24 protein-coding genes and 1 other RNA gene are annotated in these 14,515 nt (G+C 40.9%); 24 read left to right on the top strand and 1 reads right to left on the bottom strand.

The window, feature by feature from the left end; all coding sequences use genetic code 11:
- Position 1 precedes the first annotated feature (1 nt).
- From NQ503_RS09870 to NQ503_RS09795, 16 genes are all read left to right on the top strand, one after another.
- Positions 2-427: a DUF2634 domain-containing protein gene (locus NQ503_RS09870; protein WP_005424401.1), complete on the top strand. Its 426-nt coding sequence runs from the start codon at positions 2-4 to the stop codon at positions 425-427.
- A complete protein-coding gene (locus tag NQ503_RS09865) occupies positions 420-1,622 on the top strand; it encodes a baseplate J/gp47 family protein (protein ID WP_005424402.1) in 1,203 nt (400 codons plus the stop codon). The genes NQ503_RS09870 and NQ503_RS09865 overlap by 8 nt, the downstream gene beginning before the upstream one ends.
- Positions 1,606-2,385 carry a putative phage tail protein gene (locus NQ503_RS09860; protein WP_005424403.1) on the top strand — a complete coding sequence of 260 codons (780 nt, stop codon included), beginning with the start codon at positions 1,606-1,608 and terminating at the stop codon, positions 2,383-2,385. Before NQ503_RS09865 ends, NQ503_RS09860 begins: the two co-directional genes overlap by 17 nt.
- 18 nt (positions 2,386-2,403) lie before the next feature.
- On the top strand, positions 2,404-2,724 hold the full coding sequence (locus NQ503_RS09855; protein WP_005424404.1) for a hypothetical protein: 321 nt from the start codon (positions 2,404-2,406) through the stop codon (positions 2,722-2,724).
- 18 nt (positions 2,725-2,742) lie between these two features.
- Complete coding sequence (locus NQ503_RS09850; RefSeq protein WP_005424405.1) at positions 2,743-3,231, top strand: hypothetical protein; 489 nt, start codon at positions 2,743-2,745, stop codon at positions 3,229-3,231.
- A 1-nt stretch (position 3,232) separates the two neighbouring features.
- On the top strand, positions 3,233-3,403 hold the full coding sequence (locus NQ503_RS09845; RefSeq protein WP_005424406.1) for a hypothetical protein: 171 nt from the start codon (positions 3,233-3,235) through the stop codon (positions 3,401-3,403).
- Positions 3,403-3,768, top strand: coding sequence for a hypothetical protein (locus tag NQ503_RS09840; protein WP_005424407.1), 366 nt, complete (start codon positions 3,403-3,405; stop codon positions 3,766-3,768). Before NQ503_RS09845 ends, NQ503_RS09840 begins: the two co-directional genes overlap by 1 nt.
- Before the next feature lie 3 nt (positions 3,769-3,771).
- On the top strand, positions 3,772-4,818 hold the full coding sequence (locus tag NQ503_RS09835) for an SUMF1/EgtB/PvdO family nonheme iron enzyme (RefSeq protein ID WP_005424408.1): 1,047 nt from the start codon (positions 3,772-3,774) through the stop codon (positions 4,816-4,818).
- A gap of 67 nt (positions 4,819-4,885) precedes the next feature.
- Entirely contained in the window at positions 4,886-5,338 is a 453-nt protein-coding gene (locus NQ503_RS09830; protein WP_005424409.1) for a four helix bundle protein, read from the top strand.
- A gap of 349 nt (positions 5,339-5,687) precedes the next feature.
- Complete coding sequence (locus NQ503_RS09825; RefSeq protein WP_005424412.1) at positions 5,688-6,827, top strand: RNA-directed DNA polymerase; 1,140 nt, start codon at positions 5,688-5,690, stop codon at positions 6,825-6,827.
- Positions 6,784-6,987 (top strand): hypothetical protein, encoded by a 204-nt coding sequence (locus NQ503_RS09820; RefSeq protein ID WP_044925527.1) that lies wholly within the window; start codon positions 6,784-6,786, stop codon positions 6,985-6,987. Before NQ503_RS09825 ends, NQ503_RS09820 begins: the two co-directional genes overlap by 44 nt.
- Positions 6,980-7,288 carry a hypothetical protein gene (locus NQ503_RS09815; RefSeq protein ID WP_044925529.1) on the top strand — a complete coding sequence of 103 codons (309 nt, stop codon included), beginning with the start codon at positions 6,980-6,982 and terminating at the stop codon, positions 7,286-7,288. Before NQ503_RS09820 ends, NQ503_RS09815 begins: the two co-directional genes overlap by 8 nt.
- A gap of 187 nt (positions 7,289-7,475) precedes the next feature.
- Positions 7,476-7,820, top strand: a complete 345-nt coding sequence (locus NQ503_RS09810) for a hypothetical protein (RefSeq protein WP_049940404.1) — start codon at positions 7,476-7,478, stop codon at positions 7,818-7,820.
- Complete coding sequence (locus tag NQ503_RS09805; protein ID WP_005424415.1) at positions 7,817-8,131, top strand: hypothetical protein; 315 nt, start codon at positions 7,817-7,819, stop codon at positions 8,129-8,131. The genes NQ503_RS09810 and NQ503_RS09805 overlap by 4 nt, the downstream gene beginning before the upstream one ends.
- 54 nt (positions 8,132-8,185) lie before the next feature.
- Complete coding sequence (locus tag NQ503_RS09800) at positions 8,186-8,341, top strand: hypothetical protein (RefSeq protein ID WP_022389478.1); 156 nt, start codon at positions 8,186-8,188, stop codon at positions 8,339-8,341.
- Positions 8,338-9,843 carry a peptidoglycan-binding domain-containing protein gene (locus NQ503_RS09795; RefSeq protein ID WP_005424417.1) on the top strand — a complete coding sequence of 502 codons (1,506 nt, stop codon included), beginning with the start codon at positions 8,338-8,340 and terminating at the stop codon, positions 9,841-9,843. The genes NQ503_RS09800 and NQ503_RS09795 overlap by 4 nt, the downstream gene beginning before the upstream one ends.
- 703 nt (positions 9,844-10,546) lie before the next feature.
- Here NQ503_RS09795 and NQ503_RS09790 read toward each other — a convergent pair.
- The gene (locus NQ503_RS09790) at positions 10,547-11,572 is read right to left on the bottom strand and encodes a hypothetical protein (RefSeq protein ID WP_259892476.1); all 1,026 of its coding nucleotides are present in this window, start codon (positions 11,570-11,572) and stop codon (positions 10,547-10,549) included.
- Between the two features lie 204 nt (positions 11,573-11,776).
- Between NQ503_RS09790 and NQ503_RS09785 the strand changes: the two genes are divergently transcribed.
- The 8 genes from NQ503_RS09785 to NQ503_RS09750 all read left to right on the top strand — a co-directional run bounded on the left by NQ503_RS09785 (position 11,777) and on the right by NQ503_RS09750 (position 14,502).
- Positions 11,777-12,073, top strand: a complete 297-nt coding sequence (locus NQ503_RS09785; RefSeq protein ID WP_195656514.1) for a hypothetical protein — start codon at positions 11,777-11,779, stop codon at positions 12,071-12,073.
- Between the two features lie 97 nt (positions 12,074-12,170).
- An RNA gene (locus tag NQ503_RS09780) (hammerhead ribozyme type II) lies at positions 12,171-12,237 on the top strand.
- 317 nt (positions 12,238-12,554) lie between these two features.
- A complete protein-coding gene (locus tag NQ503_RS09775; RefSeq protein ID WP_022389482.1) occupies positions 12,555-12,806 on the top strand; it encodes a hypothetical protein in 252 nt (83 codons plus the stop codon).
- Positions 12,807-12,826: 20 nt separating this feature from the next.
- Positions 12,827-13,312 (top strand): transposase, encoded by a 486-nt coding sequence (locus NQ503_RS09770; RefSeq protein ID WP_022389483.1) that lies wholly within the window; start codon positions 12,827-12,829, stop codon positions 13,310-13,312.
- Positions 13,309-13,698: a beta barrel domain-containing protein gene (locus NQ503_RS09765; protein ID WP_005424429.1), complete on the top strand. Its 390-nt coding sequence runs from the start codon at positions 13,309-13,311 to the stop codon at positions 13,696-13,698. The genes NQ503_RS09770 and NQ503_RS09765 overlap by 4 nt, the downstream gene beginning before the upstream one ends.
- Positions 13,695-13,952 (top strand): hypothetical protein, encoded by a 258-nt coding sequence (locus NQ503_RS09760; protein ID WP_005424430.1) that lies wholly within the window; start codon positions 13,695-13,697, stop codon positions 13,950-13,952. Before NQ503_RS09765 ends, NQ503_RS09760 begins: the two co-directional genes overlap by 4 nt.
- Before the next feature lie 164 nt (positions 13,953-14,116).
- Positions 14,117-14,359: a hypothetical protein gene (locus NQ503_RS09755; protein ID WP_005424431.1), complete on the top strand. Its 243-nt coding sequence runs from the start codon at positions 14,117-14,119 to the stop codon at positions 14,357-14,359.
- A 2-nt stretch (positions 14,360-14,361) separates the two neighbouring features.
- A complete protein-coding gene (locus NQ503_RS09750; protein WP_005424432.1) occupies positions 14,362-14,502 on the top strand; it encodes a hypothetical protein in 141 nt (46 codons plus the stop codon).
- The last annotated feature ends 13 nt before the right edge of the window (positions 14,503-14,515 follow it).

Raw genomic sequence — 14,515 nt, 5'->3', positions numbered from 1 at the left:
CATGGATGAAGACGAAAATGTTGATTTTGTTTCCAATGAGGAAGATGATCTGGAAGAAAGCATAATATATCGAACATACCGAATGGATTTTCAGAATAAGCGGATCATCGGTATGATTGATGGATTAGAAGCCGCCGGTCAGGGAATGTTTAAGGCATTGCAGACGAGAAGATATGCCTATGAAATATACGATGATCAATATGGCAGTGACATTATGAATAAATTAGGCAACATTGATTTATCTCCTGATTATCTGGAAGCTGATATGCCAGTAATGATATCAGATGCCTTTTTGAACATGGAGGAAATCTTAGAAATTGACGATTTACAGTTTGAAATATTAGATGTGGATTCCATCTATGTTTCATTTGCAGCATCGACCATATTTGGCGATACCATAATAGAGGGGGATATAAGCAATGGCTGATACGATGGAGAAAAAAATACAGGATTTTAAAACAGCGATGGCAGCAATGCTTGCAAATGCCCCGTTGGAAGTTGATACAGAACTCGTGCAGAAGCTGAAAAACATTGAAGATTTACCTTTGAATGAGATCACACAGGATGTTCTGATTGAACAGTTCTATGACATGGGAGAATATCTGAATGTAGACACGAGACAGGGAAGCATTTACTGGGATGCATCTATGGGAAGCATTATCCGAACCAGTACATTCCTTGAACAGTTGAAAATGGTAAAAGAGATCATATCTATTTTCACATGTACAGGTGATGTACTAGATGAAAAAATGATGGAGCGAGGATTGACGAGGAATCCAGCGAATCCTACGCCAGCTACATATTACGTCTCATTTGTTGGCATGGTTCCAGAAATGGATTCTAAAATGTCAGTAGACGATTATTTTTTTACCTTATCCAGTGATTCAGAGGGAAGATACATTCTTATATCCGAAGATATGGGAACCGACATGAATAATCTGGTATCTGGAACTAAGGTTATTCCTGAACTGGATGTAGACGGACTTATCAGCGCAACCCTCGGAGAGCTGGCTATTCCTGCAATTGATGCAGAAAGTGATGATTCGGCAAGGGAACGTTTAATAAACCGAATCTCAGGGCCAGACGAGAATGGAAATAAATCTCAGGTGCGTACATGGTGCGAATCTGTGGAAGGTGTAGGAGCAGCACGAATCATTCCCTTATGGAAAGGACCATATACAGTAAAGGGCGTTATCATTTCAGCGGTTGGAGGAGTACCATCACAGACAGTTATAGATAATGTCCAGAATTATATCGATCCTGGATGTACAGGAATGGGTGAAGGAGTTGCAAATATAGGACAGTTCTTTACTGCCGTAGCTGTTGAAGCAGTGAAGATTGACATTACAGTTTCTGTGTTGAAAAAAAGTGATGCGACATATTCAGGAATACAGGAAGCGTTCAAAAACCTTTTACAGAAATATTTTGTCGAAATGTCACTGGAAGAATATACAAACGGTATGGCAATCCGATACGCACATGTTGGCTCCATACTTGAAAATATGGACGAGGTTATTGATTATGACGAACTGAAACTGAATGGGAACTCAGCAAATATTACCTTTTCTATTTTGCAGATTCCTATACTGGGGGAGGTGACTGTCGATGGAAATATTTTATAATTCATCTTCACCTGGATATGAAGAAATTGTCAGCTACGGTCCAAAGTGGTGGACAGAGTACAGAGAAATGAATGCCGTCTATATGTTTGAAGGGTGGCTTCTGGATATTCTGGCAAAGAAGATGGAGCAGGAGGTTAAGAACCTGTTTCCTTCACAGGCCGATCTTCCAACTTTACTTGCGTATGAAAGGATGCTTGGAATTGAACACGATGCAGAGCTTACCATTGAAGAACGGCGAAGAATAGTTGAAATATATTATTCTGGAACCGGTCATTTGAGTGGCAGCGTTATTTTGCAGCTCATCAAGGCATATACCGGACACGAAGGAAAAGTGTACTGGGATGGAGACACTCTGTGTGTTGAATTTAACAACAACGATAGTGGCTTTATTTCTTTAGGAATACTGCAGAAAATCATCAGTAGGAGAATACCGGCACACATTCCTTTCCAGACGAAATGCACATGTAAAGTAAGTCTTGGGTTAAGCATAGAAACAGAAGCGTGGGAGAAACGTTTTATACAGGCAGGCTTGCTTCCAGACGTAAATATGGGATTAGGCATAGCCTATGACGGAATTACTGTAAAAACAGCGGTACAGGCTGTAAAAACAGTATACCCAGTAGCCGGTGATTCTGGAAATGCCGGTATATATCCAATAATTAGTACCGAATTGCAGACAGCAGGAGGAAATGTACTTCCGAAGGTAAAAACCGAAAGCTGGAAAGTGGTATATCCTATCTGCGGTGATGCATTAGGAATATAAAAAGAAGGAGGTTCCAGAATGGCATTACTTACAAGTGCAGCTATTCAGGGGTATCGTGATTATACGAAACGCCGGATTGCATACGCAAAGTACAAAGTAGGCTCAACCTATTACAAGGTGCCGATTGAATCGGTAACAACTACTTCCGATGGAATGCTGGAGATAGCTTTCAAGATTGAGTTATCTTCCGGATCCGGTGAAGTGTCAGAAGTGCAGCTGTATGATACAGATAACCAGTTATGGCTCTCTAAGGCAGAACGATTGAAAATGGATTCTGTTGCAGAGGGCTTTTCTTATATCGTGCAGTTGGAAATATCAGAAGTCCTGAAAACATCATAACGGAAAGAAGGTGAGAAAATGAGAAGTCTTGTAAACTGGAAAGACATGGTATGCGAATTTCCAAATAGATTCGCACAGACTGTTGAGGGGGACAAGGTTACCTTGCAGAGATCACCTGGAACAGTAAGAACACAGGGAACTCCGCAGAATGCAACAAATTTCAATATTATGGATTTGGCAGCACTGGAAGCTATGCTGATGTCTTCCGAAGCAATGAGAATGTTGCTGAGACAGAATGAGGAGCTGAAAGGAATTACTGGAGAGGTAATCGAAGCCACTCTGACGAACAGCCAGGTATATCCACATAACAATTCCATCAAAACCTTACAGATTGTTACTCCAAGAAATACCAAGGATTATACGATCACTGTTGAGGTTGTAAGCGTTACCGGTGGTGCGGCTGGTGAATTTGAAATCAGCGACAAATTACTGAATGGATTCAAAATCAAATATACCGGTTCTGCTTCAAGCGTTGCAGTTCGGTGTTATGTGAGAGGAGGCATCTAAAATGGCGAATGTGATCATTCCGAATCAGGAAAGAAGAGCGGATGCAGAATTTATCATGAAATCTTACGGTGTGGATAGAAATAATTCTGCAATGAGAGAAGCTGCGGAAGTGGCAGCGGCAAGAACTAACGAAGCAGTCAGATCAGCAGAGAACAGGAGGAAGTATTACTGATGAAAGTTATCAAATTACCTGAAAACGGTACAAATTTTGTAGATTATGAAATCAGTGGAAAATCCATTGATTTTGGTGATGGAGAAATGTCTTTCCGGGTTGACAAAAAAGAAAGAGACTACGAAGTGACTATTGATATCTGCCAGGATTATACCGGTGGTCTTGTGATGGGAGCCAGCGCCGGTGACAAATATGTAGCTCAGCTTACTATCCCGGCAAGGGAATATACAGAAACAGAGAAAGAAAATCCGAATTATAATCCGGATGCAGAAGTGGGAACCGAACAGCCAACCATTATGGAACGCAAACCGGTTCCTTTTTCTATGGACAAATGCATACTGACATTATGGGAAATGGAGGAGTAAACAATGCCGAATTTTGACGATTTAAAGTTATCTATTGAAGCACTGTCCGGTGGGAAAAACACCGTATTATTTGATGATCTGGGAATGCCTTCTGTAATGGTTCCATTCCCGAAACTGAAAATGTCTGACCTGATTGCAGGAGGAAGTGAAAACATTCACCCGGCATTCAGTGTGGACGGAGTAGAAAAGAGCGTTATCTATGTTTCAAAATATCAGAACATTGTCCTGAATGAACGTGGATATTCCCTCCCGATGCGTGACCCAAGAGCAAGCCTTAATTTCGATCAGGCAGTTACATATTGTCGAAATAAAGGGAAAGGATGGAGCCTTACACCTTATTCCCTGTGGTCTGCTATTGCTTTATGGTGTCGTAAAAACGGAACCATGCCGAGAGGCAATAACAATTACGGAGCCGATCACGCATATGGACATGAAAAAGGCGTTCCGACTTATTACGAGAGTGGGAAAATTGCCAGATGCGCAACCGGATCCGGACCGAATACATGGAACCATAACTGGATGCCTGATGGAATTGCAGACCTGAACGGTAATGTTTGGGAATGGTGTGCAGGTATGCGACTGATGAATGGGGAAATCCAGATCATTCCATATGCAAACTGCATGGCCGCTGATGCAAGCATGGGTGCAAGCTCCACCCTTTGGAAAGCCATTGCAGCAGATGGCACACTGGTTGAGCCTGGAACTGCCGGTACTCTGAAATATAACTATGTGAGCGGACATATCCAGCTTACATCTGGTGATATTACGCCAGAAGACACTTGGAGAGGTGACACATATCAGAATATGACACTTGATTCTGCATTAACGGTTCCTGAGATTGCTAAAGCTTTGTTAATTTATCCTGATGAACCGGGTGGTGATTACGGTGGTGATGGTCATTATATGAATAACTCTGGCGAGCGTTTGCCGATCTGTGGTGGCCGCTGGCTCAGCACCTCGAGTGCTGGTGTGTTCAGCGTGTACCTGGGCAATCCGCGTTCCAGCTCGGACGCGAGCATCGGCTTCCGCTCCGCTTACTGTGAACTGTAAAACTGAGAACTGTGTACTGTTCTGCCCTACGGTAGTAGGGCAGTAGAAAAATGGAGGCTGCGAAAGTATGGAGGAAAGCCAGAACACCGGAACTGTCACAAAAGATGATTCCTTCCAGATTCTTCAGAAGGTCGAAGACATGATAGACTATGCATATCCGCTTATAAAGAAATGGAGCATTGCAGATAAATACGCCATCGGAAACGATCTGATGGATTGCATGAAGAAATTGCTTCGATTATCAGTAGATATCAGGGAGAAATACTACAAGAAAACCACTCTTGGAGATTTTGACAGAGAGAATAAAACTCTGCAAGAATTTATCAAAGTAGCATATGATCTGAATATTCTGAAAGGACTGTCCAGCTACAAAGAATGGACTAGACGTTCAGAAGAAATAGGCAGAATGATAGGTGGTTTTATTAATACGGTGAATGGAGCAAACTCTGATGCTGACAATACGGCTACTCAGCAGCAGAAATCCTCCAGATATGGAAACAGTCGATATAAAAGACATTGAGTATTTTCGTAGGGAATGGGTTATAGCGTTTGCCGATCTGTGGTGGCAACTGGAACAACACCTCGAATGCTGGTGTGTTCAACGTGAACCTGAACAATCCACGTTCCAACTCGAACACGAACATCGGCTTCCGCTCCGCTCTACCCTCATATGCCAGAATCGGAAACTCCAAGGACTACCGACAGTGCGAGGGGATAAAGGAACCTGTTTCCACTCCGGCTGAAAAGCAGGAGAAAAATGGTGCTATGTTGATGGCGTTCTGCAGATGTGGCATCGGTTGTGGAGGCTGCCAGTACCTATGAGAAAACCGCCAAACACAACGAAATAATGAAAAACAGAGGGAAAATCAATGAAAATCAAGCATGTTTTTGACTTGATATTCTCTGACGACAATCTGTATGAGGCAATCCAAGATGCGTCAAAAGGCAGAAGATACAACAAAGATGTTCTTCGCGTCCAGCACGATATTTGGAATGTCATTGAACAGATACAACAGGATGTACGCTCTGGTAAATACACGATTGATAAGTATTATATCTTTTATGTTTATGAACCTAAAAAGAGAATGATCATGTCAATCACGTTTTATCACCGCATTGTGCAATGGGCGATATATCGTGTCATAAATCCCCTGTTGGTAAAAGGATATATCAAAGATACTTACGGCTGTATTCCAGGAAGAGGTTCGCTTGCTGCCATGCAAAGACTGCGATATTGGATAAAATCCGTAGAACATAAGCCTGGCACATGGTATTACCTTAAACTGGATATCAGCAAATATTTTTACCGGATATCTCACGAAGTATTGAAGGAGATTCTGGCAAGGAAAATCAAAGATCAACAGCTTTTGCAAGTCCTGTATAACATTATAGATTGCCAGTATACGCCATTTGGATTACCGCCTGGTAAAGGTCCTGGAGAGGTGCCTTTGGAGGAAAGGCTTTACGATGTAGGTATGCCGGTAGGAAATCTGCTATCGCAGGTATTTGCAAATATTTACTTGGATGCACTGGATCAGTTCTGTAAAAGGACACTGTGCATCCATTTTTATGTCAGATACATGGATGATATTATCATTCTGTCGGACAGCAAAGAGCAGCTTCACATGTGGAAAGATGAAATCCAGAAGTTTGTGGAAACAACGTTACGGTTATCTCTGAACCAAAAGACTTGCATACGCCCGATATCGCAGGGCATAGAGTTCGTAGGCTATCGGATATGGCCGCATTATGTAACTATCAGGAAAAGCACCACATTGGAGATGAAGCGCCATCTCAGAAGAAAAGTAGAGGAATACAACGCCGGACTGATCGAGATGGAAGTGGTAACTGCCACATTAAAATCTTATTTGGGCATGCTGGATCACTGCGATTGCAAAGAGTTCCGAAAAGAACTGATAGATTCAGTGGTTCTTGATAGAAACAAGGTTGTAGGAGAAATAGCCTATGAAGTTGAAAATTATAGCGAAGCTATGGTCTGCGGTTTATGACCTCCTGTTCTATATTGACGGAAAATCAAACAAAAGTCTTGACCAGATACACAATGATCTGGATGTCATAGAGGCCATGTGCCGCCCGTATGCAGATGCAGACGATGTGGAATGGCAAGAAGAAACGTCAGGATGGGAAGGAGGTGAGAACAATGGATGAGTATATCACTCGTGCCGAACATGCAGAGTTCTGTGCCAGATTAGATGCTGAAAACAATCGGCAGAATCGTAGGATTGAAATTCTGGAGGGCACGACAAAACAAATTTCAGAGCTGACAACTTCCGTACAGAAACTTGCAATGTCAGTTGAAAACATGGTAAAGGAACAAGGCCGTCAGGGTGACAGATTGGAAGCCTTGGAAAACCGAGACGGAGAAATGTGGAGGAAGGTTACAGGATACGTCCTGACAACTATCATAGGAATTGCAATCGGATTCCTGGCAAAGCAGATTGGCTTTTAAAGTTTTCCACATTTTTATCCACAAACTCACATAAATGAGTTAAAAATAAATAAGGCTCGTTTATTTGCTGTTTTAACGGATTTTTATTCTTATGTGAGGAAATGTTTATCAAAGCATTTTGAAGCTGCGCCTGAGCCTGTCAGAATGATTATACGGCGTGTTAAGAGGTAGGGAGGAAGTAAAGAAGTTGAGCAGAAGAAATTCTCACCGCAAAAGGCAGAAAAAAAGAAAAGTGCAAGAGCTGATTAAAAAGCTTGGTACATTGAACATTGTGCTTATATGTGTATTCATTTACATGATGTATATAAACTGGAAAATGCTTGCAGTATTCTCCCAGTGTGGTTCCGCTCCGGAATCCGCGTGGTGTGCTTTAATTGCAGCACTGCTGGGTGAATGTGGCATCTGTGGATGGATTAAGACCAGTAAGGAAAAGCACAGGAGAAAACAAGATTATAATGAGCCGGCTGATCCTGGTGGAGAATATCAGGGGGATGCAGGCGATAATGAAGAAATGGAGGACGAAGAACAATGATGAATTTTGAAACATTTTTACTGTTACTGATGATCGTGTCTGTACTGACCGGGCTAGTGACGGAAGGAATCAAGAAGCTACTGGACGAGGCAAAGAAACCGTATCGGTCAAATCTACTTGCTGGTGTTGTTGCGGTGATTCTGTCCATTGCAGTAGATACCGGATATATGATTCTGACTGAAACACTTATGAATGAAAAAATGGCAGTGATTTTAATTGCGTTAGTGTTGTTGTCATGGCTGTGTGCAATGGTCGGATATGATAAAGTGATTCAGGCAATTTCTCAGTTCAAAGTGCATACTTCCGAATAGTTATCCCGGAGGTAAGGCGCTTTTTTATTTTACAAGATGGGAGGGCTTGTCAAAATGACAATTAAAAGTATTGCGATTACTGTTGCAGGCGTTGCAGCGTTTGGGGGCGTTTGCTTTCTGGTTGCACTGGCAAGAGAAACCGGAAGATGGTTTGAAGATGTCTGCGGTTTTATGGATGAATTGGACGAGACCGGAGGTGATTGGAGATGAAACAGCAAAACATTACTGTATTGAGAAAAATTCTATATGCTGTGGAAAGTGGCGGTCAGGTATATGGCCGCCAAAATTATTCTGCATTTGCAGGAGTAGGAGCAAATACTCCAAATGAAAAAGCAATCACGATTGGAGCCGGTCAGTGGTATGCAGGCGAAGCGAGACTGCTATTGCAGAATATCCAGAAGAAATATCCGAAGGATTTTTCCAAACTTGACACTGCCGGTATTGCTGCTGATCTGAAAAAGAGCTGGGACAGATATGGAGTATCTTCCGCATCAGCCAAAGGGAAATGCATCATTGCAATTATTTCCTCGGCGGTTGGTATTAAATGTCAGGATGAATTGATGGAAACGCAGATCAAAGAATATGCTGTCAGCCTTGGCAAGATGTACGGAGCCATGCCAGATGCAGCTATGATGGAGTGCATTAACATCTATCATCAAGGCGGTGCATCCGCATTAAAACGGATTCTGGCAAAAACAGCAAAACCATACACGGCAAAAGGAATTTATGCAGCATTGAATACGGATCCTGCCGACCCGAAGCCGAATCAGGTCGGGGATTACACTACACGCCAGAAAAAAGTGTATGAGTTTATTACAAAATATGCTGATGGAGGCACAGAACAGAAGGGAGGAACTACAGTGGCAGTAAGAATGTCAAATTGTGGGCATGACGAAAACGGGAGATATGCAGGAGGAAAAGCAGGGGACCAGACCGGAACAGAATGGTATCTGCGCTCCTGGTATGCATATCCAACTGGTGGATGGAATTATATTCTTCGATGGAAGGATGAAAGTCTTGGAAATCTGTTTGCTGATCTGGCCATCGAAGCAGCACTGAATGATATGATCGGTTACGACCAGGGAACAGCAGGAAATTCCACTGATCGTTATACGTTCCGACAGCAGATGAAAGCGGTAGGGTATCGCCCTTCCAAAATCGCAAAGCCTTGCGAATGCGATTGTAGCGAGGAAACAATTGTACTTATTCAGGCGGTAGGGCACCTGAAAGGCATCAAAGAGTTGCAGGAATGTAATGCTACATATACCGGTAACATGATGGATTATTTCAATTCTGCAAAGGGAAAGAAATATTTTACAGTTCTGCAGGGACGGTACCTGAAAGATTCAAGCCTTGCAAAGAGAGGAGATATCAACCTGAACACAGGACACCATGTAAACGTAACTGTTGATAATGGTTCCAATACAGGAAAAGGAAGCACGACAAATACCACCACAACAACGACAGGAGGCAGCGGATATATGTTTAGCGTAGGAAACGTTCAGAACGGAAGCAAAGGAAACGATGTTAAGCTATTACAGAGATTACTGAAAAGTAATGGATTCAAAGGGAAGGACGGAAAGAACCTGACCATTGATGGAGAATGCGGAACCAATACAGTATATGCGATCAAGACATACCAGACCAAGAAAGGCCTGAGTGTAGATGGATGCGCAGGGCCAGCAACTTGGAAAAGCATTCTGCTCAGATGAAAAATCTGATTGTAGAAATATGTGTAATGTGATAACATAATTTTGCTGCGCACCTCCGGCAGGAAGGAGGTGAAACCTAATGCAAGATTTATTCATCAGTTTGCTTGTCTCTATCGTAGCAGGTGTAATTAGCTACTACATTTGCAAATGGCTGGATGGAGATGAATAAGCAGCGCAGACAGCCTAAAGGCATAAGCCACCTTACATAAACGGAATAGAAAACCCCTGAAAGTCTGGACCACTTTCAGGGGTTTTCATTTTGCCTAATGCAATTTCATCAGCTTGCTTAGCTGTTATTATCATATGCTGTTGCGAGTAAAATGTCAACTTCAAAATATTGAGTTTACTACCCTTCCCCGATGCCTGATGGTGTCGGGATTTTTTTTATTTGTCCCGGGATAATCCCGGTGCAAACAGAGCATATGTAATAACTATATTTATATACTCAAATACTAAGCTTAAATCTCGTCAAGCCGCTTGTAAGCCAATTTGTCCCTGACATTGTTGGAGGAAAAGCTGGTGCAAATGAGCATATATCTTTATCTTTTCTCTTAATCTTATTCTAAACCTAAGTCTCAGTCAGCCAAAGGCTGAAAAGCGGCTGACAAATTAAAGCCAACAAATGTTGGAAAATCGGCTCATTTTCGTGAGATATTTATAAAACCCAGACTTAAATTTTGTGAAAATCCAATAAAAAGAAAAATTATTGTCGTGGTGTATACGTGTATGAGTTTGTATTAAAATCCCATGTAATATCACCATATCCGTCTGTAATTGCTCCATCTGTATCTAATTTTCCGTATGAAGGATAGTAGATATCTGATCCAGAAAAACAGATACCAGTTCCATCTTCACAGATGATGGAGAACCAGTTATAACCACTGTTATCAACCACTGTTTGTGCAAATTCAGTGAATTGTTCTAAAGTAACCGTTTTTAAAATGTCCTTAGCAATGCTGATATATGCATAGGTTCCAAGCGTTTTAGAATTATCTCCACTTTTTACCGGAGCAGTAACAACTTGCGCATTCAGTAGGGGGTTGGAAGAATCAGAAGCCGATTCTGAAAGTCCATCCAAGTTATTATATTTTTTTATTTCTGACACGAGATCAACGTCATGAAATTCGATAAATTGATCATTTAAAAATTCAAGGCAAGGACTGTCTGCCTCAAAAAAAGTAATACCAAGCATTTCTGATAATGTTATTACATCCTTGGAATCATCAATCCAGATGGATAATTTTCCCCAACCAGTAGATTCCTTTTCAAGATAAGGCTTTTCATATGTTTGAGCGATTTTTTTTGATAAATCATCAAATGCCGTATCATCAATGTCAAGATCGTAGCTTCCAGCAATGAGCTTATTATCTGAAAAAAGATAGGAGGAAGAAACATCTGAATAGCCTGCAACTTCTTGATGTAGAAGCGTTAATGCAGAAATATCATTAGATTCATCACATTGATAATCAACAGTCTCTTTCATGTCTGAGGTTATTTGATCTGAATAAATATCATCGTAGGAAGTACCCCAAGAGTAATCCGAAAAAGAAGAAATCTGAGCAGCTTTTTCAGATGTAGACGTTTGTTCTTGCGCAGTGACATTGGAGCAGCCTAAAGAAATAAGTCCGATTATGGCACAGGAAGATAAACAAAGAATCTTACGAAAAGAAGTGACTACTAAATTGTCAGATTTTTTCGGGGGGGGGGTAAAAAATGTTCTCTTTTTCATAGAAAAATCTCCTTTTTTATTTTAATGATACCACTGTTAATAAAAGGCAACAACCACAATAAAATGAGTTATGAGCTTCACTAAGAAAAAACTCAAATTATGTAAAATAGGGTATTGACACCTACCTACTACGTGTTATATTAAACTCAATAAAACGAGTTTGAAAAAATAGAAAACTCAACATAACGAAAAAGGAGAAAAAGAATGGCAAGCAGAAACTATAAATACTATCAGCCTAATGACAAAGATTTAAAAGATCAGTACGGTGATTGTGTAGTAAGAGCATTGACAAAAGTTATGAGCAAAACTTGGATGCAGGTATTTGATGATCTTATTTCATATGCAAAAAAACTTCAATGCATGCCAAACGGAAAGCAATGCTATGAAAGCTATTTAAAAGAAAATGGTTTTACATATCATGGAATCAGCAATAAAAAGGGTTCAAAACGTCCAACTGTTGATCGATTTGCAAAAGATCATAAAAGTGGAATATTTTTTTGAATGTTGCTAACCACTGTATAGCAGTTGTGGATGGATATTACTACGATACTTGGGAATCTGGATCTTGCTGTCTGTATGGATATTGGGAAAAAGAATAAGCCGAAACGGTCAGAAATGACCGTCCACCAGGAATGACCGCCTGGTGCTGATGATGGTAGGTCAATGCGGTTGGTATTGGACAACAAGTTTTACTGATTTTTAAGGTGAAAATCAGGGGCGGTAAGCAAGACAGAGCAGAAAACGCCTGAAAATGCTCAATGGCAGATAACAAGTTTGCTGATTTTAAAGTGAAATTAGATACGGGAGTGGAAGCACCGGAGAAGCACTGCACAGGTTGTAAAGTATGAGGCAGCCATATAAATTCACATACCCAATCGCCTATTTTTATGGCACGAAAGAAAGCACTTCGTAGATTGAAACCTACGCCCTGGGCGGTACAGGGAAATGCCAGAACTGAGAAAGAATGAAAAAGGGGCATAGAATGATGGACGGTTATGTAACGATTGCAGATTTTGGAGAATGGTCAATTGTGGAAGAATACGGAAGCGAGAGGACCATTCAGGAATCAGAAAGAATATTAAGATACTGCAATGAAAGAGAAAGAAGAAACCGCAAAATAGAGGCGAAGAGAAAAGAGGAAATTGAATCGAATATCACCGCTGCGCTTCTTGGAGCAATTTCTGTAGGAGTTCCAGGAATTATGTTTATTTTGTGGCTTCTGGAAATTATATGATTCAAGGAGGGGCATGGACAATGAATAAAGAGTACAGAAAAAGATTATTCGCTCTTATGGATGAGATTGATGATCTTGCAAAAATGGGAATCCATTTAGAGAAAGAGGAAGTCACAGGCGAGGTGGAAATGCTGCAGGAGCCAGAAAAAGCACAGCCTAAAATCGAAGTGAAGAAAAGCAAAATAGATGATATTCCAGAGGAGCCTACCGGTCCGAACCATGATACAACCAGACGGTATAGTGCAAATTTCAAGAAATTTATTGTAAATATGCATAAAATTCATGGAATGACCTTCGATGAAATTACACAGCGGTATGGCGTAGCAAAAGCTACTGTTACAAAATGGTGTACTGATGCAAGGTACGTTGACGGGATCAATCTGGAGGCGATGAAGTCCAAAACAGAGGCATTGGAGAAAGAGAACGAAAAGCTGAGAGAAGAAAATGCGAGATTACAGAAAATGATTGCTCTTGCATTCGGACATGGATTGGAGGCTAAAGGATGAAAATAAAAGATTTTACAGTGGGACAAGTTGTATATGCGTTTTCGTATGAGGATATAGCGTTACTAAAAGGATTGAAGCCCAAAAAGTATACCGTTGCGAAAATTGGGCGGAAATACCTGTATGCAGCTAGAGGGGAAGAAGTAAACATCAAAACTGTGCCAGACTATTTGCTGATAGGATTTAAAGAACCAGATTATACGGATGATTTTTTAGAAGAAAATATTGATTATGGATATAAGGCAATATTATTTCCAGATATGGAAATAGCAAAAGATTATTACCATAAAAGAAAACTTGTAAGATTTCTTGCATCAGGTGTGAAATGGGAAAGCTACACATTGGATGAATTAAAAGAAATACAAAAAATCCTGGGGGTACAAGTATGACAGCATTACAGCAGATATTCCAAGGCTATTACGAAAACCGGATTGAGAGCGATGAACCGGATCCGGAAAGAATGGCAGTTACATATAAAAAAGTTATCAGCGTTCTAAATGAGATGCAAATCGGGAATGGTGGTATAGATGATATTATGTTATGGGTAAGTCAGTACGGAGCGGCAGCGGAGGAAACAGGATTCTACGCAGGGTTCAAGATGGCATGGGAATTATTGAAGAATATGCAGGAGGGCACAGAATAAAGCTAAAAGGGGATGGCTCAATAAAATGAGCTGTCCTTAAATTTTTTTCTCATTTTTTGTAAAAGAGGGTATTGACACTACTAACCTACGTGTTATATTAAACTCATAAGAACGAGTTGTGAATAGTGGAATCACATTAAAATGAGTTATAGGAGAAAAAGCAGATGAAACAGGGAAAATTAGAAGGCATGATCAAAAGCGTAAAAATGAGAATCGAATGGGAGCAGGAAAACATCGAAAGATGCATGAAAGAGATTAAGGAGAAGGCACAGAACGGCGATCCAAGAAACATTGCAATGTTCATGCCTGGAAAAGTAAAAGAGCTGCAGGAGGCTATTGACAGGAAGGATAAGTATTCTGAACAGCTTGATATGTTAAAGTGCCTGATGAGAAATGAGGAGGAATAGAAGTGGAGCGATACGAACTGGCAAATGGAAAAGTGTACGAGATTAGCAGATGGAGTGATACCTGTACAGTAGCATATCAGGGTAAGGTAGTTTATACCGGTTCTTATGCAGGATGCAGAAAATACATTAACAGTCAGAAATGAGAAAGAGAGGGCA

The organism is Blautia obeum ATCC 29174, assembly GCF_025147765.1.
In the GTDB taxonomy this organism is placed as follows: domain Bacteria; phylum Bacillota; class Clostridia; order Lachnospirales; family Lachnospiraceae; genus Blautia_A; species Blautia_A obeum.
This window is presented reverse-complemented; position numbering and strand designations above follow the sequence as displayed.